Source organism: Kitasatospora sp. A2-31, assembly GCF_022288725.1.
Classification (GTDB): Bacteria; Actinomycetota; Actinomycetes; order Streptomycetales; family Streptomycetaceae; genus Kitasatospora.
In genome coordinates, this window is record NZ_JAKNTA010000010.1 from 151,830 (window position 1) to 174,041 (window position 22,212).

The window sequence follows — 22,212 nt, forward strand, 5'->3', positions numbered from 1 at the left end:
AGCACCCGTACCCTCACCACGAACCGGGGAGCCCCCTGTGAAGACCCTGCCCCAGCACGCCCTCATCGACGTCTCCGCCCACCCGACCGAGCTGGTCGACGGCCGCCTGCAGGCCGTCGGCGACGAGCTGGTCTCCGAACTGGTCCGCCTGGTCACCCAGGGCCAGGGCGTCGCCGTCTGCCACGGCGTCGCCAGGACGCTGGAGCACCACGGCCTGGACGTCCACGACGAGCAGCACGCCGCGGTGGGCCGCGACTACCTGGAGTCGCTCTTCCGCGCCTTCGGCGAGCGGATCGACGTCGCGCCGTTCAGCCCCGTCGCCATGGACTACGACCGCATCGCCGGCATGGACGTCGACGGCTACAACAAGAACACCTCCTTCACGCCGAACGGCGACCACACCGCCGAGCGCGAGTTCCTCACCACCAAGTGCGTGCACTTCGACTCCGCCACGCCGTTCGTCGGGAACATCTACGGGCCCAACACCAACATCCGCGGCGGCGTCCCGGTGATCTGCGACACCCGCGCCTACTGCCGGGACGCGGGCGTGGCCCCGGGCGACCTGGTCGAGCTGATGCCGCACAGCTACAACGTCGCGGTCCGCGAGGAGCACGCCGAGCCGATCCTGGCCGGCTACGCCAGCGCGCTCGACGTCGACCTCTCGGCCGACCTGGCGATGGTCGTCCTGCTCAACGAGGTGGACGGCGGCCTCGCGCACGCCGGCTCCGAGCCCCGCCCGGTCGACCCGGCCCTGCCCTCCCGCCGCCCGATCCGGCACCTGGAGTACCAGTTCGCCGAGGGCGTCGAGCTGGCCAAGTGGTTCACTCACTACGGCCTGGACGTCCCCGCCCCCATCATGGAGGCCCCGGACGACGCCTCGCGCGAGCGCTACCACCGCGGCATCGCCCCGGTCGGAACCGAGGACGGGGCCGCCGGCTGATGAGCACCACCGACACCGGCGTGCCGGCCATGTCCGCCCGCGACACCGCCGAGCTCGACGAGCTCCTGGCGCTGCTCGCCGCGGACGACTGGCCCGACGACATCGCCGAGGCCCGACTGTTCTACGACGCGTGGGGCACGCCGATCGCCGACGACGTCACCGTGGAACCGCGCGACGGCGGCTACCTGCTGACCCCGCCGAACGCGGAGGGCACCCGCACCGGGCTCTACTTCCACGGCGGCGGCTACGTCTACGGTTCGCTGCGCAGCCACGGCGCCATGGTGGCCGAGATCGCCCGGGCGGCCCGCTGCCGGATGTTCTTCGTGGACTACCGGCGGGCCCCCGAGCACCCCTTCCCCGCCGCGCTCGACGACGCGGTGGCCGCCTACCGGAGCCTGCTGGCCGACGGGACCGCCCCCGAGGACGTCGTCCTCACCGGGGACTCGGCGGGCGGCGGCCTGGTGCTCACCACGCTGCTGCGGCTCCGCGACGAGGGCGTGCCGCTGCCGGCCGCCGCGGCGTGCATCTCGCCGTGGACCGATCTGACCGGCAGCGGGGAGACCCACCGCACCCTGGCGGACCAGGACCCGATGATCAGCCAGCACGTCGTGGCGCTGGTCACCGCGTCCTACCTGGCCGGCACCGCGCCGACCACCCCCTACGTGTCCCCGCTGTTCGGCGAGCTCACCGGCCTGCCTCCGGTGCTCGTCCAGGTGGGCAGCCGCGAGGTCATGCTCAGCGACGCCGAGCGGTTCGTCGCCGCGCTGCGGGACGCCGGCTGCACCGGCGAACTGGAGGTCTGGCCCGGTATGGTCCACGTCTGGCACCTGCACCACGCCCGGCTGGACAAGGCCCGCCAGGCCGTGGCCCGGCTCGGCGAGTGGCTGCGCACCCGGAGCGGGGGTGCGGCGCGATGACCGATCACGTCGGGCCCGTCGAGCCCGCCGAGTCCATCACCGGGCCGCACCGGTACCGGAACAACCAGAAGATGGTGCCGGCCAGCGAGGCCGCCTGGGGCCTCGCGCAGAAGCACGGCATGCTCGGCCTGGTGGTCGAGGCCGTCGACGGCCAGAACCGGCTGCGCGAGGTGCGCAGCGGGCACGAGTTCGCCAACCTGTCGTCCTGCTCCTACCTGGGCCTCAACAGCCACCCGACGGTGGTGGAGGCGGGGCGCGCCGCCCTCGCGGAGGAGCGGATCACCGGCCTGTCCATGGGCGAGTTCCGGATCCGGCTGGGGATCATGGAGCGGCTGGAGGAGGAGCTCTCCGAGCACTTCGGCGCGCACGTGCTGCCGTCGGTGTCCTGCGGGGTGCTGAGTGCGGCGATCCTGCCGCTGCTGGCGTCGGGGCACCTGACCGACGGGGAGCCGCTGGTCGTGGTCTTCGACCGGTTCGCGCACTTCTCGATGAACTTCCTCAAGCCCATCCTCGCCGACGAGACGCTGGTGCTCACCTGCCCGCACAACGACATGGCGTACCTGGAGGAGGTCTGCCGGAAGTACCCGCGGGTGGCGTACGTCTGCGAGGGGGTCTACTCGGTCGGCGGGCAGGCGGACCTGGCGGGCATCAAGGCCCTCCAGGACCGCTACGGCATGTTCGTCTACCTCGACGACTCGCACGCGCTGTCGGCGGTAGGCGAGCGGGGCGTCGGCTTCGCCCGCACGGTCTTCGACGAGCTCGACTCCCGGACGATCGTGGTCGCCTCGATCGCCAAGGCCTTCGGCAGTACCGGCGGGATCGCCATGACCGGGGACCGGGGGGTGTTCGACTTCCTCTACCGGTCGGGTCCGTTGGCCTGGTCGCAGGGGCTGCGCACGGCCGCCATCGGCACCACCCTGGGCGCGCTGGAGGTCCACCGCAGCCCCGAGTTCGACGAACGCCAGGCACAACTGGCCCGGAACATCCAGCTGTTCGACGAGCGGCTGCGCGGACACGACCTGCGCGGCACCGGGTCGCACATCAAGTTCGTGGTCACCGGCGACAACGACCGGGCGGTACGGCTGTCGAACGAGCTCTACGAGCGCGGCTACTACTGCTCGGCCATGTTCTTCCCGATCGTGGCCCAGGGTCAGGCCGGCGTCCGGATGATGCTGCGCGGCGACATGCCGACGGAGCTCACCGAACGGTTCGCCGCCGACCTGCTGGACGTCCTGGCGGGGCTCGGGTGACCCTCCCCCGACCGGGGCGGCCCGAGCACTCGGCCGACGACGTCAGGGCGGTCGCCGCCCTGATGCGGAGCGGTCTGCGCAGCGGCGCGGTACGGCGGATGTCCGTGCCGCTGCGCCTGACCCTCGAGGACGGGCAGGGCGCCAGGTTCCTGGCGATGCCCGCCGTCTCGGCCGACTTCGGGCTCTACGTCTCCAAGACCGCGACCATCACCGACGGGCCCGGGCCGACCGTCACCGCGGTGGTCCCGGTCTTCGCCACCACCGGGGAACTGCTGGCGGTGCTGGACGGCGCAGCCGTCACCGATCTGAAGTGCGCGGCCGTCACGGCCCTGGTCACCGACCGCTGCGCGGCACCGGGCAGCTCGGACCTCGGGATCGTCGGATCCGGGGTGCAGGCCTGGCAGCAGTACCTCGGCGTCTCGGCGGTGCGGGAGATCACCCGGGTCCGGGTCCACTCCCGCACCCCCGCCGGGGCCGAGGCGCTGTGCGCGCGGATCAACGCCCTCGGCCGGGCACGGGCGGTGGCCTGTGCCTCGGCCGAGGAGGCCACCGCGGGCGCGGACGTCGTCTCCACGGCGACGACGTCGGTGCTCCCGCTGCCGATCGCGGCCGACCTGCCGGAGCACGTGCACATCAACTGCATGGGCGCACACACCACGGAGTCCCGTGAGGTGTCGCACGCCCTGCTGGCCGCCGTCACGGTCGTGGTGGAGGACATCGGCATCGCCGTCGCCGAGGCCGGCGCGATCCACCGCACGGCGCTCGACCTGGAGGCGCTGGAGACCGGCGGGCACACCGGGCTCGACGCCCGGCCGACCGTCTTCAGCTCCACCGGCCACGCCTCGCTGGACCTCATCACCTGCGCCCACCTGGTCGGGCGCACGCACCGCTGAACGCCGGTCCGTGCGGGCCTGCGGGCGTGCGCACGCCTGGCACGCCCGGCAGGCCCGGCACGCCTGGCACGCCTGGCACGCCTGGCCTGCCCGGCAGGCCTTGCTCGCCGAACATCCGAACGTCATCGAAGGGAAGACCGCACGTGGCACACGCCGGCAAGGACCCGGACACCGGGGCGCACGGCCCCCGGCCGTCCGAGGCCGAGACCGCGGACCGGGAGTTCGCCGCCGCCCTGGCCCGCCTCGGCATCGAGATGCCGCCGGACCTGGCGCCCGGCGTCCTGGCCGGCTACCGCCCGATGCGGGCGATGGCGGCCCTGCTGCGCGGGCTGGACGGCACGGACGGCCCGTTGGGGGGCCGCCATGTCTGACCCCACCCCCGCCGCCGCCTCCGCGACCACCCCCGCCGCCGCGCCCGGTGCACTCGCCGAGCTCTCCGTCGCGGAGGCCGGGGCGCTGCTGCGCTCCGGGCGGCTCTCCGCGGTGGAGCTGGCCGTGCACGCGCTGGAGCTGATCGAGGCCCACGACGCGTCCCTGCACTCGTTCGTGCTGGTCACCCGGGAGCAGGCGCTGGAGCGCGCCCGGCAGGCCGACCGGGAGCTTCGCGAGGGCATCGACCGCGGCCCGCTGCACGGCATCCCGTACGCGCTGAAGGACGTCTTCGCCGCCGAGGGCCTGCCCACCACCAACCAGTCCCGGCTGACCCTCGACGACGTCGCCACCGCCGACAGCGCGGTGGAGGAGCGGCTGCGGGCCGGCGGCGGCGTCCTGCTGGGCAAGTTGACCACGTACGAGTTCGCGATGGGCGGCCCCAGCCCGGACCTGCCCTTCCCGCCGGCGCGCAATCCGTGGAACACCGAGCACATCCCCAGCGGCTCCTCCTCCGGGGCCGGCGTCGCGGTGGCCGCCGGCTTCCTGCGCGTCGCGTTCGGTTCCGACACCGCCGGCTCGATGCGCGGCCCGGCCTTCCACTGCGGGACGGTCGGCCTGAAGCCGACGTACGGACTGGTCTCCGGGCACGGCGCCACCCCGCTGTCGCCCACCATGGACCACTTCGGGCCGCTGGGCTGGACGGTGGCCGACACCGCGGCCGCCCTCCAGGCCGTCGCCGGACCGGACCCGCGCGACCCGCGCACCCGCGACGCACCGGCCCCGGACTACCTCACCGGCCTGACCGGGGACGTGCGCGGGCTGCGGGTGGCGTACTCGAGCGCCTGGTACGCGGCCGACCCGGCGACCCTGCCGGAGATCACCCGCGGGATCGAGCGGGCCCTCGCCCACCTGGAGGGGCTCGGCGCGATCGTCGAGGAGTGCGAGCTGCCGCCGTACGAGCTGTTCAACGCCTGCGGCCGGATCGTCATGGCGGCCGAGGGCTTCGCGACCCACGAGAGGAACCTGCGCGAGGCACCGCGGGAGTTCGGCCGTTTCACCTACCAGAAGCTGATGCCCGGGGCCGGCATCGGCGCCGAGGACCTGCAGCGCGCACTGGACGTGCGGCGCCGGCTCGCCGAGGCGCTCGACCGTCAGGTCTTCTCCGGCCACGACGTGCTGGTCACCGCCTGCGGCCAGACCACCGCGGCCCGGTTCGACGACTTCCCGCGCGACTGGCCGCCGCCCCGGCTCGCCAACGACATGCAGACCATCCCGTTCGCGCTCACCGGGCACCCCGCCATGTCGCTGCCGCTCGGCTTCGCCGGGAACGGCCTGCCGATCGGCGTGCAGCTGGTCGGCCCCCGCTTCGGCGAGGCGGGCCTGTTCCGGGCCGCGATCCCGCTGGAGGCGGAGTTCGGCCGGCGCGAGGTGCGTCCCGCGCTGACGGGACCGGCGTGAACGAACCTCACCGTCCCCCGCTCCCCAGGGGCTTCTGGTGGTTGTGGACCTCGACGCTGGTGAACCGCGTCGGCCTCTTCGTGATGCCGTTCCTGTCCCTCTACCTCACCGTGGAGCGCGGCTACTCGGCGACCTCGGCGGGCCTGGTGGTGTCCCTGTACGGCTTCGGCGGGATCCTCGGCTCGCTGGCCGGCGGCGCCCTCGCCGACCGGTGGGGACGGCGGCCGACCATGCTCACCGGCCAACTGGGCGCCGCCGTCTGCACGCTGGGCCTCGGCTTCGCCGACCGGCTCGACCTGATCGCGCTCTGGGCCCTCGCGCTGGGCGTCACGCTGAAGACGTCCCAGCCGGCGGTCGGGGCGATGCTCGCCGACCTCGTCCCGCCGGAGGCCCGGCCGCGGGCCTACGCGCTCAACTACTGGGCCCTCAACCTGGGCTTCTCCGTCTCGGCGCTCTCCGCGGGCACGCTCGCCGGGTTCGGCTACCTGACGCTCTACCTCGTGGACGCCGCCACCACGCTGCTCTGCGCGGTGCTCGTGTTCCTCAGGCTCCCCGAGACCAGGCCCGCCGCGCCGACGGCGGTCCGCTCGCAGGATCCCCGCCCGTCGACGGTCCAGGTGCTGCGCGACCGCCGGTTCATGTGCCTGGTCGGGCTCAACCTGCTGGTGGTCGCGGTGTTCAGCCAGCGGCACGTGGCACTGCCGCTCTCCACCGCCGAGTCGGGCCTCTCCCCCGCGCAGTACGGCCTGGTGGCCGCGGTCAACGGCATCATGATCGTCACGCTCCAGCTCGCCGTGACCCGGTCCACCCAGCACCGGCCGGCCGGCCGGGTGCTGGCCGCGGGGGCCTCACTCGTCGGGCTCAGCGCGGCCCTCAACGCCGGCTCCGACACCGTGCCGCTCTACGCCCTCGCCGCCGTCGTCTACACGCTGGGCGAGATCGTCTACGTGCCGACCAGCGAGGCCCAGGTGCCGGCGATGGCACCGGCGTCGGCCCGCGGCCGGTACGAGGGCGTGATGGCCCTGACCTGGTCCGTCGGCGGCTTCCTCGCCCCGCTCACCAGCGGCCTGCTGATCGACGCCTACGGCACCGGCGCCCTCTGGCTGGGCTGCGCCGCCGTCGGCGCGCTCGCCGCCCTCGGCTACGCCGCGCTGCTGCGCCCGCGAACGCTCCCCGTCGACGCCCCGCCGTCGGCACGACCCCTCTCCCAGGAGTAGCGAATGGACCTCACCACGACGGCGCCGCAGTCGGCCGCCGCGACCCCCACCGCCACGACCGCGGCCACCGCGACCGACCCGCAGCTGCTGCTCAATGCGCTCGACCACCAGTTCCGCGGCTTCCGCACCTTCTGGTTCGACCGGATCTCCCCCGCCGGCCCCCTCGTCCTGCCGGCCGCGCGCGGCGCCGAGCTCGAACGGGCCTCCGTCCGGCTGGCCGGCCTGCTGCGCCGGGCCGCCTCGGGCCTGGGCGCGGACTGCCTGGCCCGGCACCGGGCCCTGGGCCTCGACGAGCGGCTGACCGGCTTCTACGCCGACGAGGAGTTCGAGCAGACCCACGCCACCGCGATCGGCCGACCCGACGTCGTGCTCACCGCATCCGGTTGGAAGTTCATCGAGTTCAACTTCTGCTCGGCCACCGGCGGGCAGGTCTTCACCCACCTGCTGAACGACCTCTGGCGCCAGCTGCTGCCCGGCCGGGCCGCGGACTCCCTCGTCCTCGCCGACCCGATGGCCGCCCGCAACGACCTGCTCCGCGGCGTCCTCGCGGAGTACGGGCTGGAGCCGCGCCTGGCCCTGATCGGCTACCTGCCCGACGTCTTCGTCACGGACCGCCGCTACTACGAGATCGAGATCGACGCGCTGCGCAAGGGCGGGATCGGTGCCGAGTACTTCGACACCGGCGAGTTCACCGACGCCCTCGCCACCCGTGCGGGCGAGTTCCCGCTGGTGCTGGAGCGGGTGGTGCCGCAGGAATGGCTCGACGCCGGACGGGACCTCACCCCGCTGCTCACCATCAGGAAGTGCGGGGCCACCGTGCTGACGCCGCAGAGCTCCTACCAGGCGGCGAACAAGCAGCTCTTCGCCGCGCTGTCCGCCGGGCTGGACTGGATGACCGACGACGACCGGGAGTTCGTCGCCACCTACCTCCCCTGGTCGCGGAGCATCCGGGAGGAGGCCGTCGAGTTCGAGGGCGAGTCCTGGAGGCTGACCGACCTGCTGGTGCGCCGGCGGGAGGAGTTCGTGCTGAAGCGCTCCGACGGGGACCAGAACGCCGACGTGCACCTCGGCTTCCGGACCGGCGCGGCCGAGTGGGAGGCGGTCATCGCCAAGGCCCGGGAGGCCGGCACCTGGATCGTCCAGCAGGCCGTCCACAGTGCCGACCTGGCCGTGACCGTGCTCGACACCGGCAGCCGCGAGTACCGGCCGCTGTCGACGAAGGCGGTGTTCGGCCCGCTCGTCATCGGCGGCCGGACGGCCGGCTGCCCGGTCCGCTACGAGGTCCCGGCACCGCTGGGCTCCGCACCCGGGACGCCGGGTTCGAGCATCCTGGGCACCGCGGCCTGGGCCGCGTGAGCGGGTACCGGCCCCGGGAGCGGTGACCGTGCCCGGGGGCCGGGGGACGGCGGCCGGCCGGCGCGGTCGCCGCTCCCGGCCGCGCCGCGCGGTCACCGGTCCGGCCCGCACGGTCGGTCGCCCGCGCCACGCCGTCAGCGGTCACCGCTCACCACTCACCAGTCACCGCTCACCGGTCCGGCCGGCGCTCGTCCTTGCGGGCGAGCGCCACCAGCTGGACCCGCGACCGCACCCCGAGCTTGCGGTAGATCCGGGTCAGCACCGCCTCCACCGTCTTGACGCTGACGTACCGGGCGGCCGCGATGTCCCGGTTGCCGTACCCGTCCGCGACCAGCTCGGCGATCCGCTTCTCCGCGTCCGTCAGACCGGCCAGCCAGGACGACGCCCCGGACCGCTCCGACCGGGCGGCGCCCCAGAGCGGCGCACCCGCCGCCCGGAACACCGCCTCGGCCGACGCCTGCAGCTCCCTCGCCCGGGCCGGGCGACGGCGCCGCCGCTCCACCGCCGAGTGGGCCAGCAGGACCCGGCCGCGCTCCAGCGGGTACCCCAGGTGGTCGAAGGTGTCGAGGGCCCGGAGCAGCAGCTCCTCGGCCGGCCCGAACTGGCCGGCCGCCGTCCGGCAGAGCGCCTCGGCACGGTCCAGCGAGGCCAGCACGCCGCGCCGCCCCAGCTCCTCGGCCCGGCGCCGGGCGCCGGCCACCTGCCGTGCCCCGGCGGCCGGATCGCCCGCGGCGACCAGGGCCTCCGCGAGGTCGGCGTCGTAGCGGATCAACGCCGGATCGGCGATCGCCAGCTCCCGGACGAGGTCGCGCACCCGGAGCAGGTCCGCCAGGGCGCCCACGGTGTCCCGCAGCAGCAGCCGGGTCAGGCCGGACAGGTGAAGGCAGTGCGCGGCGACCAGCACGTCGGCCTCCTCCTCCGAGGCCGCCAGGCCCAGCTCCGCGTAGGCGAGCGCCTGCTCCAGCTCCCCGCCCGCCAGCTCGGCGGTCGCCGCGGCGTACCACGGCGGTCCGGGCGAGGCGCCCAGCGTGCGGGCCAGGTCGAGCAGCCGGCCGGCCTCCTCGCGGGCGGCCCGGCCCTCGCCCCTGGCCGCGTGGACCTGGACGGAGCCGTCGAGCAGCCAGAGCAGGTCGGCGGGGCCGCCGCTGCCGGCGACCACCGGTCGGAGCTCGTCGAACAGCCGGCCGGCCTCGGCCGTCCGGTCGTCCAGCAGGGCGAAGCAGGCGGCGGCCCGCCGCGGGTCCGCGGTGACCCGCGGGGCTGCACCCGCCGAACCCGGTGCCAGGGCCAGGCGCAGCGTCGCGGTGTGCTCCACCGCGCCGCGGCCCTGCTCGATCCGGGCGGTCAGCGTCATGGCGGCGGCGCGGGCGGCCGGGTCGCCGGCCCGCTCGGCCCACTCCACGGCGTCGCGGGCGTGGGCCAGGGCCTCGGCGCAGAAGCCCCGGTTCAGGTGGGCGCTCCAGGCCAGCCGCAGGTGCGCCGCCGAGACCAGCGCGGGCTCGTCGCCGGCGCCGGCGTCCACCAGGGCCTGGACCGCGACGCCCTCCAGCAGGGCGGCGCCCCGCCCGGCGGCGTCGATGACGGCGATCCGTGCCCGGGCCCGTGCGGCGGGCCCGGCCCTGGTCCGGCCGATCCGTTCCAGGGCGGTCCAGGCGAGGTCGAACCGCCCGGCCGCCTCGGCGTCCCGGGCGGCCGCGACCAGCAGGTCGGGCCGGGCACCGCCGGCCCGCTCGCCGGCCAGCAGGCCGAGCTCCGCGGCGCGCACCCGGTCGCCGCCCTCCCGGGCGCCCACGGCGGCTGCGGCCAGCGCCTCCACCAGGGCGGGCGGGATCTCGGCCGCCGCCCAGGCGGACGCCTCGTGCCAGGCCCGGTCGGCGGGCCCGGCCGAGGCGCCGGCCAGCACGTGGTGGGCGCGGCGCACCGCCTCGTCGCCGGCCTCCGCGACCACGCCCTCCCGCACCACCGGTGCCGGGAAGGCCACCGCGCCGCCGACCACCCGGACCAGCCCGGCGGCCTCCGCGGCGGCCAGGGCCGCGTCCGCGGGCGGCCCGCCGGCCCGGCGGACGGTGGCCACCGACGGGTCGGCGGCCAGGGCCGCCAGCAGCAGCACCCGCCGCACCGGTTCGGCCAGGTCCGCCAGCCAGGCGCGGATCGCCTTGCGGGCGAACGGGGCCAGCGGCCGGGTGTCCAGCGCCGTGGCCGGCGTGCCGGCCCGGGCGAGCCCGGCGGCGATGTCCGAGACCAGCCGCGGGTTGCCGCCGGTGGCGGTGTGGATGCGGCCGGCGGTCCGCAGCGGGATCCCCAGGGACCGCGCGACGGCCGCCGACTCCTCCGGGCCGAGCGTGGGGATCCCGATCTCGACCGCCCCGCCGCCGAGGACGTCGTGCGGCGAGGGGCCGTCCGGCCGCAGCGCCGCCAGCAGGGAGACGCTGCCGCGGATCCGCCGGGCCGCGAACCCGAAGACGTCCAGGCTGGCCGGCCCCCACCAGTGCACCTCGTCGGCGGCCAGCAGCGGCCGGGCCCGGCGTCCCCAGGTCTGGAGACAGGAGAGCACCGTGACGCGCAGCGTGGTGGTGTCGGGCTCGGGCCCGGTGACGCGCCGCAGCACCCAGTCGATCGCCCGGCGTTGGTGGTCCGACAGCTCACCGGACACCTCCGCCGGGCAGGCGGTGAACAGGTCGACCAGGGGCGCGTACGCGACGTCGGCGTCGGCGGGCGCCGAACTGAGCCGCACCACCGGGTCCCCGGCCGCCTGCCACTGCGTGCAGACGGCGTCCAGCACCGCGGACTTGCCGAACCCGGTCGGTCCGACCACCGCCACCGCGCCGCCCTGCCGCAGCTCTCCGCAGACCTGCTCCACCAATGGGCGGCGCTCGGTCATCGCAGCGACGCCATCCAGGCCTCGACCTCGTCCGCCTGGCGCGGCAGACCGGACGACAGACAGACCGCGCCGTCGGCGGTGATGAGGAAGTCGTCCTCGATCCGCATGCCGATGCCGCGCAGCTCCTCGGGGATCGTCAGGTCGTCCGGCTGGAAGTAGAGGCCGGGCTCGACGGTGAGGACGTGGCCGGGCTCCAGCACGCCCCCCAGGTAGGTCTCCTGACGGGCGCTCGCGCAGTCGTGGCAGTCGAGGCCGAGCATGTGGCCCGAGCCGCAGACGGTGTACCGGCCGAACAGCGTGGAGTGCGGCGCGAGGGCCGGCTCGCCGCCCGGCCGCAGGCCCCAGCCGTCGAGGCCCTCGGCGATGACGGCGGCCGCGGCGTCGTGGAAGTCGCCGAAGCGGGCGCCGGGCTTGAGCGCGGCGATGCCCGCCGACTGGGCGGCGAAGACCAGGTCGTACACCTTGCGCTGGACGTCGGTGAAGCGCCCGCTGACGGGCAGCACCCGGGTGATGTCGCCGGTGTAGAAGGAGTCCGCCTCGACGCCGGCGTCCAGCAGCAGGATGTCGCCGTCGCGGACCGGGCCGTCGTTGTGCATCCAGTGCAGGACGCACGAGTGTGCGCCGGCGCCCACGATGGTCTCGAAGCCCAGGCCGTAACCGTCCATCCGGGCCCGGCGGTTGAAGGTGCCCTCGATCCAGCGCTCGCCGCGGGCCACGCCGGTGGCGTGCCGCAGCTCGCCGACGACGTCGTGGAAGCCGGCGACGGTGGAGCCGACGGCCGTGCGCAGCTGCTCGATCTCCCACTCGTCCTTGACCAGGCGGGATTCGGAGAGGTACGTGCGGAGTTCGGCCTCGGCCGCGTCGTCGCGCGGCACCAGGGCGTCGACCAGCGCGTCCTCGCCGCGCAGCACCCGGGTCGGGACGTGGCCGCCGAGGGCGCGCTCGAGGTCGTCGCGGGCGGCGGCCTCGATGCCGAAGGCGTCGGCGGTCTCCGACAGGGTCCGGCGCCGTCCGACCCAGAACTCGCCGTGCTGCCGGTCGCGGTAGAACTCCGCGCTGTTCGGCCCGCCGTCGCGCGGCGACCGCGGCCGGGTGAACAGGGTGACGTCGTGCCCGGTCCCGGTGGGCTCGAAGACCAGGACGCTGTCCGGGACGGCCGAGGTGCCGAGCTCCGCGGTGAGGTGGATGTACGCGGAGTGCGGCCGGAACTGGTAGTCGAAGTCGTTGCTCCGGGCCTTGATCCCGCCCGACGGGACGACGATCCGCTCCCCGGGGAACCGCTCGGACAGCGCCGCGCGCCGCTTGGCCGCGTACACCGCCCCGGGCACCGGCGGCAGCTTCAGCCCGGTGTCCGCCCACCCCTGCTGGAAGCACGCGGCCAACGCGTCCGGCACCGCGCGGTCATGGCTCTGCACGCCGCGCGACCCACCCTGTCGTTCCACCATGAGCCTCCGATCTTGTTTGGTCTGCTCACGGCGAAGCTACCATTTCACATGTGACACAGCCAGAGCTGGGAAGCGATCAGCGGAGCTCTCGTTCCAGGTGAGGCGCCCGGGGCGGCGCGCCGGGTCGCGCCGGACGCCACCGCGGTGGCCGCGCGGGCAGCACACGGCGACGGGCCGGACGGTTCGCCCGGCCCGTCGTCGCAGGGGTCGTCACACGTCCGGTCGCCCGGCCGCGCCGCCGAGGTGCGCCTCGATCTCACGGCGCCCGGCGGCCACCGCGTCCCGCTGCTCCCGGTGGGCCCCGGGACGGATCCGGTCGAGCTCCACGTGGAGCTCCTCCGCCTCGGAGAGCAGCGCCAGCGCCTCGGCGAACTCCTCGTACGCGCTGCGATACCCCGCCGCCAGAACCAGTGCGTGCGCCGCGGGCAGGCCGAAGGCACCGACGTCCTGCGCGGCGAGGCCCCGGAACATCTCGACCGACTCCACGATCACCGCGCGACCTACGTCGTGCCGTTCGGGGGTACCGCCGAGACGCGCGGCCAGCGCGTACAGGGCCTCGGCGAGGACGGGCTCGAAGACCGCCGGATCGGCCGCCGCCAGCGGCCGGAGGGCGCCGATCGCCTCTTCGGTGGCCGCCACGGACTCCTCCGGACGCTCCAGCTCCCACAGGCACGCGGCGAGGCCGGTGACGGCATAGGCCCATGTGTCGGCCATCGACGAGTCGGTGACCACCAGCCCGCGGAGCAACCGTACCGCCTCCTCCAACACCCCGACGGCCTCCGCGAACCGTCCGGGCTCCGCCAGCTTCGTCCCCAGGCTTGTGAGCGCCATTACGAACCGGTCGTCGAACAACCCTGGCCGTTCGGCCACCAGGCCGCGGTAGATCCGCACCGACTCCTCGGCGGGGGCGCGCCAGTCCTCGTCCGGGCCCGCCTCCCAGCGCAGGTTCGCCAGACAGGCCAGCACTCCGGCGTGCTCGTGCTCGAAGGCGGGGCTGGTCTGGGCCAGTTGTCGGTAGAGCCCGGCGGCCTCCTCCGCTGCGGCGCTCGCATCCCCGCCCCGGCCGAGACCCGGCAGGGCGCCGGCCAGGTGCGCGAGCGCCAGTGCACGTCCGCGCGTCCGGTCGTCCCCCGGCCGAGGCCGCCGGTAGATCTCCAGGGCCTGCTCCACGGCACGTACCCCGTCCACCGGCCGGCCCGCCCCGCGCAGCCGCACACCCAGGTTGAACAGTGAGACGGCGTAGTCCTGTTCGTGGACGGCCGGCAGCTCCGCGGCGAGTTCGCGCCGGATCTCCACCGCCTCCTCCATCCGGGCCAGCGCGGTGTCCTGGTCCCCTGCGTCGGACCAGTGGTTGGCGAGGTTGTGCAGTGCCATCGCCAACTGGGGGCGCAGCACCGTCGGCCGGTCGGCGGCCGTGCGCCGCCGGTAGATCTCCACCGCCTTGGCCACTGCGACCAGCGCCTCCGGCCAACGGCCCAGGTCTGACAGGAAGTTGCCGAGGTTGGAGAGGGCGAGGGCGAGGTCGGGCTCGTGCACGGACGGGTTGTCCGGAACGAGCCGGCGCAGGATGGCCACCGCCTCCTGCTCCGCGGCCAGCGCCTCCGGCCACCGGCCCAGATCCGAGAACCGGGCGCCGAGGCTGATCAGTACGTCGGCGAGATTGGACTCGTACACAGCGGGGCTGCTCGCAGCCAGGCGGCGCATGGTGTCCACGGCCTCCTGCTGGCACTGCAGCGCCTCCTCCCACTTCCCTCTCTCGGCCAGCCGGTTGCCGAGGTTCAGCAGGCCCCGGGCCAGTCCCCGGGCATGGGTGGCCGGGTCGAGGCCGGTCAACCGGCGGTCGATCGCCACGGCCTCCCGGGCCGCTTCGAGCGAGTCCTCCGCCCGGCCCACCTCGGACAGCCGCAGCCCGAAGTTGTTCAGCGTCCCGGCGAGGTCCTCCAGTGCCCCGGAATCGGTGGGCTCGGCGTCGCTCAGCTCCCGGGCGATCCGCACCGCGGCCTCGGCCACAGCCAGGCCCTCGTCCCATCGGCCCACCTCGGACAGGTGGATGCCGAGGTTGGTCAACGACCGGGCCCAGGCCGCCCGGGCCTCCCGGTCGGCATCGCCGTGGCGCTCCAGGAGCGCGACCGCCGCCCGGCCCTCGGCCACCGCCCCGTGCAGGTCGCCGGCCCGCGCGAGGCAGGACGCCAGGTAGTCGCGGGCCCGACCGAGCAGCGGCTCGAACGCGGCGGGGTCGTCGGCCACCCGCAGACGCAGTCCCTCGATCCGCTCGCGGATGAGCCGCAGCGCGAGCGGGGCGACGATCCGCGCCGGATCGGCGAGGGCCAGCGCGGCCGGGCGCAGCGCGTCGAAGTGCAGGGGGGTCTGGTCGAGCGCGGCGTTCAGGGCGTCCAGCACGTCCCGGGAGGGCGCCTGCCGGTCGTTGTCGTAGTGGGCCACCGCCGCCCGGGCGAGTACGGTGACGAGCTGGCCCTGCTGGTCGGGCGTGGCGGCGGCCAGCACGGCCGGCAGCGTCACTCCACCGCGGACGACCCGGTCGGAGGCATGGAACTCGGCCACCCGGTCCGGCTGGAGGGAACCCCAGAACCGGTCGGGGGCGGGCGGGTAGAGCCGGGCGAGCCACTGAACGGCCGCGCGGCGCTTCTCGGCCGGCAGTTCCGGCACCGCCGCCACCACGGCCAGCGCCTCGTCCATGTCCGCGGCCCCGCACAGCGCCGCGACGGCCACCAGGTCCTTGATCGTGTCCCCGAGGTCCAGCCGGAACGCGGGCGCCTTGGCGCTCTCGTGCCAGAACCGCCCCTCGTGGGCCTGCAGGATCCCCTCGGCGCCTTCGCCGGCGGCCACCGGCACCGGCCTCGGTCCGTTCTGCAACAGCGTCGCCAGGGCCGTCATCTGGAGTGTGAGGGCGTTGTCGTAGCGCGGGCCGTCGAGGCCGTCCAGCGGCTCCACGGTGGCGGCCAGCTCGGCCCACGGGTGGCTGGGGAGGCCGGGGACCGCGGGCAGCAACCGGGCGAGGTGGCCCGCCGCGTCCCGGAACGCCTCCAGGCGCTCCTCCTTCGGCCCGCCGCGGGGCACCAGCGGCCCGAGCGGCATGACCACCGCGGTGTTGAGGACGCTCCTGGTGCGGTAGTCGGCGGTCAGGGTGTCGGTCCGCCACTCACCGTCGGCGCGGGCGATCAGCAGCAGCCTGACCCGGTGCCGCGACTCCTGGAGGAAGGCGGTGACCTCCCGGACCAGCTCGGGCCGGGTCTCGGCGTAGTCGACGACCAGGAGCATCGGCAGCTCGGTCTCCAGGACGTCGAGGGTGTAGGGAACGCCGTCCCGGAGGCGGGGGTCCAGGTGCCCGGTCACCCAACCGGTGTGCGCCAGGTCCGTCGTCAGCTGCCGGGCCAGCCGGCTCTTGCCCTGCCCGCCGGGGCCGACCAGCACCCGGGCGGAGAGCGCCGCCCGGCCCTCCGTGCACCAGGCGGTCAGCTCGGCGAGCTCCGCCTCCCGGCCGTGGAACGGCACCGCCTCGGCGTCCGCCCGCAGCAGGCCCGCCGGCGAGTCCAGACGGCGCTCGACGGCCGCCGGGCTCAGGACCCGCTGCCGCCCCGCGGTGGGTTCCACGGGCTCCAGCACCGGTGTCCACCCGCCGCTGTGCCGCTCGATCAAGCCACGGAACGCCGCGTCCGCGAGCAGGAGGGAAACGGGGGTGGCGGTCAGCCGGACGCCGCCGACCGACCGGCGGTCCTCGCAGACGACCCCGCACAGCAGGTCACCGGCGCGGACCGCCGCGCCCGACATCCCCCGCCACGGCGAGCCCTCCTCGCCCGCGGGCGGGGCGTACGTGGAGAAGATCTCGTAGCGGCGGGCGAGCGAACCGGTCCGCGGGCTGACCTCCCCGGGCAGCCCCTCGTCGACGCGTTGCCCGTTCGCCCCGTCTTTCTGATGGCGTGGGTAACCGACCATCGAGACGTCGTACGGCCTGGAGCCGATGAAGTGGCCCCAGCGCTGCGGCGGCCGGTCGGTGAGGTCCGACAGGGACTCGGGCACGGACCAGGCGTCGTCCCGATCGACCTCGATCAGTGCCGCGTCGATCACTTCGTCGTACCGGTACCACCGCACGGTGGCGGGGAGGCCCCGCACCGCCGGAGCGGTCCACGGTCCGTCGAGCGGACGGGGCACGGGCCGCTCCACCGTGACCGTTCCGGGTGCCGGGCCCTTGCGGGTCCCGAGGACGTGAGCGGCCGTCAGGACCAGCCGGGGTCCCACGAGGTAGCCCGTGCCGAAGTCCGCCCCGCTCTCGCCGGGCGCGTACCGCCGCACCTGCACGACCCGATCGTCTTCCATCCTCTCCTCCCCCTACGATCCGCATCCGGTTCCCTGCTACTCCTTGTCGCCGACCCTGACCGGCCCGTCGTCCGACGCCCGCGGCTGCAACCGGACCGTCACCTTGTGGGTGGACTTCGCGGCCTTCTCGGCCTTACCGCCCAGGCTGACGACGCTGAAGCGCAGCCCGGCGTCGGCGCCCCGGGTGCGGGTCAGCTCCATACCGAGCTCCAGGGTGATCTCGCCGAGGCCGAACACCACACCCTGGCTGCCCCGGCCGTCGGGGTGGTTGAGGCGACCCTGCGCCTCGGCGATCTGACCGCGCAGCAGCGCGATCGCGTCCGCGAGATCCAGCCGGTCCTCGTCGGGGGTGTTGCCCATCGCTGTGTCCTTTCGATTCGTCGGGTCCCGGATGCACCGGGCACGTTCTGGGTGGGGTCCCGGGTCGGCCGGGCGCCCCGGTCGCTCACTCCGGCCGCTCCAGGCGAGCCGTCAGCCGGTCGCGCAGCTCCGCCGCCTTGGGAAGCCCCCGCGCCACCAGGGCGGGTTCGCGGGCCGCCCGGCCCTCCATGAGGACGATCGCCTCGTCCACTGCGGTGAGGGCCTCGCCGAGCCTCACGTCGGCCAGCAGCCGGACCTTGGCCTGGACGAGAAGTGCGCCCGCCAGCAGCACGTCCGTCAGGGCGTGGTCCTCGGCGAGGTTCCGACGGGCGAGCTCCACCGCTTCCTCGGCGGTCGCCAGTGCCTCCTCGGTGCGCCCGGACTGTGCGAGGCAGAGGGCGAGGGTGGGCAGGGCTCTGGCCAGATTCGGCCCGTAGACGTCCGGCTCGGTCGCTGCGAGGCGCTCGCAGAGCCGGATGGCCTCCTCGGCCTCGGCGAGCGCTCCGGGATGCGGGGGTTCGGCCTCCGCCCGGCACTGGGCAAGGGCGATCAGTGCGTCGGCCAGGACGTTCTCGTAGGCCTCGATCCCGGCGCCCATGACGGCCCGGCCGGCCGCCACCGCCTGTTCCAGCACCCTCAACGCCCCCGCCGGGTCGCCGAACTCGGCCAGGAGGCTGCCGTGCATGGTCAGTACCATCGCGGTTCCGGCATGGTGGATCGGCGAGGTCTCCGGGAACTGCCGGAACGCGGCAGCCGCCTCGGTGAGCGCGGCCACCGCCTCGCCACCACGGCCGGCCGCCCAGCTCAGCATCGCCCGGCTGGTGAGGACCGAAGCCCAGCCCGGACCATAGGCGGCCCGCTCCGTCTCCGGCAGCCCCCGCCATAGCGCCACGGCCTCCTCCACCTGCTCGAGCGCCTCGCTCCGGCGGTTCGCCTGCATCAGCAGGTTGCCCAGGTTGCCCAGAGACTCGGCGAGCGCGATCCGCGCGGCGGCGGTGTCCGTCTCCTTCCAGATCCGACGACGAAGCCCCACCAACTCCTCCGTGGCGGTCATCGCCTGCGGGAGACGGCCCGTGCGGCCGAGCTGAATGGCGAACAGCTGGAGCGTGTCGATCAGTGACGGCCCGTGCCGGACGGGGTCGAGCTCCGCCAGTCGGCGGCGCGCCGACACGATCGCCGCTACGGCCGCCAGCGCCTCGGTCGACCGTCTCGCGAGCATCAGCAGCTCGCTGAGCAGGCCCAGCAGGAAGGCCGAATCGGGCAAGGCCGCGGTCGATCGGGCCGCCTCCACGGCCTCCAGCGCGAGCGGGACGCTCTCCTCCATCCGGCCCAGGTCCCGCAGGCAGTAGGACTGGTGGGTAAGGGCGCGGGCGAGATCGAGTCCGAATGCTGCGGGGTTGGCAGCGGCCAGCTCGCGGCTGACGGCAACGGCCTCTTCGACCACCGCGAGCGCCTCGGCGGTCCGCCCGGCGGCCAGGAGGACGGTGCCGAGTGTGTCCCGGCACCGGGCCAGCCCGGGACGTACCGCGTCGGCGCGGCCGTCCGACAGCGACCGGTAGATGCGCGAGGCCAGCTGCAGGGCTTCGACGGCCTCGTCTACCCGGCCGACCGTGCCGAGGCGGCTCCCCAGGGACGACAGGACCTTCGCGTAGTCCTCGGCGAACGCCTCGGGGAAGTCCTGGTCGAGTCTGCGGTAGAGCTCGGCGGACTCTTCCGCCACGCGAAGCGCCTCCTCCACGTCGCCGGCGTCCGCAAGCTCGTCCGCCTGGCTGTGCAGGGCCATGGCCAGATCCTGCGTGTGAGCGACGGGTCCCGCTGCGGCCAGCTCCCGGTACAGGACGACCGACTCCTCGATACGGGCGAGCGCCTCACTGCCGCGGCCGACCGCTCTCAACCGGACGGCGAGGGCGTTGAGACCCAGCGCCAGATCCGCCCCGTACTCGGCCGGGCGCCGGTCGGCGAGCCGGCGCCGGATGATCATCGCCTCCTCGATCGTCTCCAGGGCCTCCTGCATCCGGCCCATGGCTCCCAGGGCGCTCGACAGTGTGCCCAGGACCACGGCAAGCTGGGGCCGGTGGGCGTCCGGTCGGCGTTCGGCCAGCGGCCGGAGCAACTCGACCGCTTCCTGACTCCGCTCCAACGCCCCCTCGCGGCGTCCCTCGGCCGAGCAGCAGACGGCCAGGTTGTTCAGGTCCAGGGCGAGATCCGCCAGAGCCTCCTCGTCGCCTGCGCGCGCCAGGTGCCGCTGGCGCGCCACGACCTCCTCCATGGTCGCCAACGCCTCCCGGCCGAAGCCGAGCCGCCCCTGTCGGACGGCCAGGGTCGCCAGGGAACGCAACAGATGAGCCGGATTCTCGGCGGCGCCGGCTGTGTCCAGCTTCCGGAAGATGCCGACGGCCTCCTCGGCCGCTTCCAGCGCGTCCTGGCGCCTGCCCAACTTCCCGAGCACCGCTGCCCGGTTGTTGAGCCCGGCCGCCAGCCCGTTCCACGCCCGTACACCATGCGGATCCTCCATGCCCCGGGCCTGCGCCAGCGGGCGCAGCAGCTCGACGGCCGAATCGCCGTGGACCAGCGCCTCGGCCTCCGCACCGACCGCGTTGAGGTTCCTGGACAGGTCGCGGAGATCGCCGGCGAGGGCCAGTGTCTCCTCAGGACCACCGACACCTCGTGCGCGGCGGATCTCGACCAGCCGCCGGAGGAGCTCGACGGCCCAGGGGCCGAGGTTGTAGGAGAAGTCCGGGACGGCCGCGGCCCATACCGCCAGGTCCTCGGCACCGGTGGACGGCGCGTCGAGCAGGTTCCGCAGACCGTCCAGGATCGGCTCGGGCTCCTCGACCTGGGTGGCCACGGCGATCGCGGGCAGCGCCAGCACGTCCGCGTGGCCGCCGCACAGCCCGGCGAGCAACGGGGCCAGCCGGTCGCGCAGCGGGCGGTGGTGGGCGGCGCGGGCGAGGAGCGTGAGGAAGCGTTCCGCCTCGGCCCGGTCGATGCCCTCGACCAGCGCCGGGACGAGGCGTCGGCGCTCCAGGACGTGCTCGCCGACGAACCGCTCCGCGAGCCGGTCCGGTTGCAGGCTCCCCCACGGCCGGCGGCCGGTGCCGTCCGGCGGGTACAGCTTGGCGATCCACCCGTCCACGGTGTCCAGAAGGTGGTCGGGCAGGGAGGGCACTCGGCGCAGGACGGCGTCGGCCCGCTCGTAGTCGTCCGCTCCCAGCAGGGTCGCGGCCGCCAGGGCGTCCTTGAAGGCCAGGTACCCGGGTTCCTCCTCACCCTGCTTCAGCGTGAGGCGCCAGTACTGGGACTCGTGCACGAGCAGTCGCGTCTCGACGTCGTCCGGGTCGGCGGACGCCGAGCCCGCGGTGGCCGGCATGCCCTCGTCCAACAGGTCGGCCAGGGCGGTCATGTGCAGGGTCAGGACGTTGTCGAAGCCGGCCCGGCCCAGGTCCGGCAGGGGCAGCCCGGCGGCCAGGTCCCGCCACTTCGGGCCGGAGCACCCGCGCACGTGCGGGAGATTCCGGGCGAACGCTTCCGCGGCCCGGCGGTACAACGCCGCCCGCTCGGCCTTGTCCGCCGCCAGGGGCGGCAGTTCCACCACGGGCGCGCGGCGCAGCAGGTCCGCGGCGGCGCCGCCGGCGGTGCGGGCGTGCTTCCACCAGTGCCCGGCCGTCCGGGCGATCAGCACAAGCTTGAACGGCACCTGCCGTTCCCGGACCGTCCCGAGGAGCAGCGCCAGCTGGTCCACCCTGGCCTCGGCGTAGTCGAGTACCACCAGCAGCGGGCCGGTCGTCTCCCGCAGCCTCTTCAGCGAGGGCTCGTCCAGCGGGACGGTGGGTCGCAACCAGACCACCGTCCACGGCAGCCGGTCCGGATCGTCGTCCGGCTTCGGCTCTGCGGTCAGGCGCCGGCCCAGCTCACGAACGAGACGGGTCTTGCCCTGGCCCCCGGGGCCGTGCAGCAGCCAGCTGCCGAAGCCGTCCTGGCGGCACCAGGTGACCAGCTCGTCCAGCAGTGGTCCGCGGCCGTGGAAGCCGACGACCTGCCGCTCGGCCTGGAGCAGTGCGGTCGGCGAACCGTTCGGACTGGCGACGTCGACGGCCTCGCCGCCGACCAGGTCGGCGAACTCGGCCGGCTCGAGGGCGAGCGAGTCGGCGCCGTACCGCTTCAGCGCCGCCCGGAAGCCGTCGTCGCGGTGCAGCATGTACGCGGGCACGACCTGCACCTCGCCGTGGCCGAAGTGGCGGCTCTCCGAGACGACGACACCGATCACCATCGTGCCGGAGACCACCACACCGCCCGAGAGGCCGCCCCACGGCTGCCCCGGTCGGCCGACCCAGCCGGGCGGGGTGCCCTCCAGGTTCATCACGTACCGGTTGCCGACGAGGCCGCTACCCGGGTTGATCCACCCGGCCAGGTGCCGGTTCTCGTTGAACTCGGGATCGTCCTGGGCCGCGTCCGGCACGCCCTGCGTCTCGCACGGGTGAGCCGGCAGCGAGGTCGCGAGCCTCCCCCATCGGGTCGACGCGCTCCTGGGCGGGCACCACCGCTCGTCCGTGACCTCCACCAGGGCGGCGTCGTCACGGCCGCCGCTCCGGCCGCGCCACACCACTCGGCCGCGATACGTCGCTCCCCCGCCCGGGCGGTACAGCTCCACCGTCTCCGCCTCGCGGACGACGTGGGCCGAGGTCAGGACCAACCGGCGCCCGACCACGTAGCCGGATCCGTAGCCGTCCTCCGGCCCTTCGACCGCCACCACGCGATCCCGCTCCACCAGCCCCCCCTGCGACCGTT

At 74.8% G+C, this 22,212-nt stretch carries 13 protein-coding genes; 8 read left to right on the plus strand and 5 right to left on the minus strand.

Features of this window, described 5'->3' with window-relative positions; genetic code table 11:
- Nucleotides 1–37 precede the first annotated feature (37 nt).
- The 8 genes from MCM47_RS26490 (at nucleotide 38) to MCM47_RS26525 (ending at nucleotide 8,403) form a co-directional block, all read left to right on the plus strand.
- The gene (locus MCM47_RS26490) at nucleotides 38–940 is read left to right on the plus strand and encodes a hypothetical protein (protein ID WP_238864213.1); all 903 of its coding nucleotides are present in this window, start codon (nucleotides 38–40) and stop codon (nucleotides 938–940) included.
- A complete protein-coding gene (locus MCM47_RS26495) occupies nucleotides 940–1,857 on the plus strand; it encodes an alpha/beta hydrolase (protein WP_238864214.1) in 918 nt (305 codons plus the stop codon). The genes MCM47_RS26490 and MCM47_RS26495 overlap by 1 nt, the downstream gene beginning before the upstream one ends.
- The gene (locus MCM47_RS26500) at nucleotides 1,854–3,107 is read left to right on the plus strand and encodes an aminotransferase class I/II-fold pyridoxal phosphate-dependent enzyme (RefSeq protein ID WP_238864215.1); all 1,254 of its coding nucleotides are present in this window, start codon (nucleotides 1,854–1,856) and stop codon (nucleotides 3,105–3,107) included. Before MCM47_RS26495 ends, MCM47_RS26500 begins: the two co-directional genes overlap by 4 nt.
- A complete protein-coding gene (locus MCM47_RS26505; RefSeq protein WP_238864216.1) occupies nucleotides 3,104–4,000 on the plus strand; it encodes an ornithine cyclodeaminase family protein in 897 nt (298 codons plus the stop codon). Before MCM47_RS26500 ends, MCM47_RS26505 begins: the two co-directional genes overlap by 4 nt.
- Before the next feature lie 143 nt (nucleotides 4,001–4,143).
- Nucleotides 4,144–4,371, plus strand: a complete 228-nt coding sequence (locus MCM47_RS26510) for a hypothetical protein (RefSeq protein ID WP_238864217.1) — start codon at nucleotides 4,144–4,146, stop codon at nucleotides 4,369–4,371.
- Nucleotides 4,364–5,830 (plus strand): amidase, encoded by a 1,467-nt coding sequence (locus tag MCM47_RS26515; RefSeq protein ID WP_238864218.1) that lies wholly within the window; start codon nucleotides 4,364–4,366, stop codon nucleotides 5,828–5,830. Before MCM47_RS26510 ends, MCM47_RS26515 begins: the two co-directional genes overlap by 8 nt.
- The gene (locus tag MCM47_RS26520; RefSeq protein WP_238864219.1) at nucleotides 5,827–7,047 is read left to right on the plus strand and encodes an MFS transporter; all 1,221 of its coding nucleotides are present in this window, start codon (nucleotides 5,827–5,829) and stop codon (nucleotides 7,045–7,047) included. Before MCM47_RS26515 ends, MCM47_RS26520 begins: the two co-directional genes overlap by 4 nt.
- Nucleotides 7,048–7,050: 3 nt before the next feature.
- Nucleotides 7,051–8,403 (plus strand): hypothetical protein, encoded by a 1,353-nt coding sequence (locus MCM47_RS26525; RefSeq protein WP_238864220.1) that lies wholly within the window; start codon nucleotides 7,051–7,053, stop codon nucleotides 8,401–8,403.
- Between the two features lie 169 nt (nucleotides 8,404–8,572).
- On the opposite strand, the gene MCM47_RS26530 is transcribed toward MCM47_RS26525, so the two are convergent.
- The 5 genes from MCM47_RS26530 to MCM47_RS43405 all read right to left on the minus strand — a co-directional run bounded on the left by MCM47_RS26530 (nucleotide 8,573) and on the right by MCM47_RS43405 (nucleotide 22,192).
- Nucleotides 8,573–11,284 (minus strand): LuxR family transcriptional regulator, encoded by a 2,712-nt coding sequence (locus MCM47_RS26530; RefSeq protein WP_238864221.1) that lies wholly within the window; start codon nucleotides 11,282–11,284, stop codon nucleotides 8,573–8,575.
- A complete protein-coding gene (locus tag MCM47_RS26535; protein ID WP_374209211.1) occupies nucleotides 11,281–12,729 on the minus strand; it encodes an aminopeptidase P family protein in 1,449 nt (482 codons plus the stop codon). The genes MCM47_RS26530 and MCM47_RS26535 overlap by 4 nt, the downstream gene beginning before the upstream one ends.
- 210 nt (nucleotides 12,730–12,939) lie before the next feature.
- A complete protein-coding gene (locus MCM47_RS26540; RefSeq protein WP_238864222.1) occupies nucleotides 12,940–17,064 on the minus strand; it encodes a tetratricopeptide repeat protein in 4,125 nt (1,374 codons plus the stop codon).
- Nucleotides 17,065–17,100: 36 nt separating this feature from the next.
- On the minus strand, nucleotides 17,101–17,424 hold the full coding sequence (locus tag MCM47_RS26545) for a trypco2 family protein (protein ID WP_238864223.1): 324 nt from the start codon (nucleotides 17,422–17,424) through the stop codon (nucleotides 17,101–17,103).
- A gap of 85 nt (nucleotides 17,425–17,509) precedes the next feature.
- Nucleotides 17,510–22,192, minus strand: a complete 4,683-nt coding sequence (locus MCM47_RS43405; RefSeq protein ID WP_238864224.1) for a tetratricopeptide repeat protein — start codon at nucleotides 22,190–22,192, stop codon at nucleotides 17,510–17,512.
- Nucleotides 22,193–22,212 lie beyond the last annotated feature (20 nt).

Excerpts from the sequence above, each read along its gene's own strand:
- MCM47_RS26500 (WP_238864215.1), top strand. The coding sequence starts at position 1,854 with ATGACCGATCACGTCGGGCCCGTCGAGCCCGCCGAGTCCATCACCGGG.
- MCM47_RS26530 (WP_238864221.1), bottom strand. The coding sequence starts at position 11,284 with ATGACCGAGCGCCGCCCATTGGTGGAGCAGGTCTGCGGAGAGCTGCGG.
- MCM47_RS26515 (WP_238864218.1), top strand. The coding sequence starts at position 4,364 with ATGTCTGACCCCACCCCCGCCGCCGCCTCCGCGACCACCCCCGCCGCC.
- MCM47_RS26525 (WP_238864220.1), top strand. The coding sequence starts at position 7,051 with ATGGACCTCACCACGACGGCGCCGCAGTCGGCCGCCGCGACCCCCACC.
- MCM47_RS26535 (WP_374209211.1), bottom strand. The coding sequence starts at position 12,729 with ATGGTGGAACGACAGGGTGGGTCGCGCGGCGTGCAGAGCCATGACCGC.
- MCM47_RS26495 (WP_238864214.1), top strand. The coding sequence starts at position 940 with ATGAGCACCACCGACACCGGCGTGCCGGCCATGTCCGCCCGCGACACC.
- MCM47_RS26545 (WP_238864223.1), bottom strand. The coding sequence starts at position 17,424 with ATGGGCAACACCCCCGACGAGGACCGGCTGGATCTCGCGGACGCGATC.
- MCM47_RS26540 (WP_238864222.1), bottom strand. The coding sequence starts at position 17,064 with ATGGAAGACGATCGGGTCGTGCAGGTGCGGCGGTACGCGCCCGGCGAG.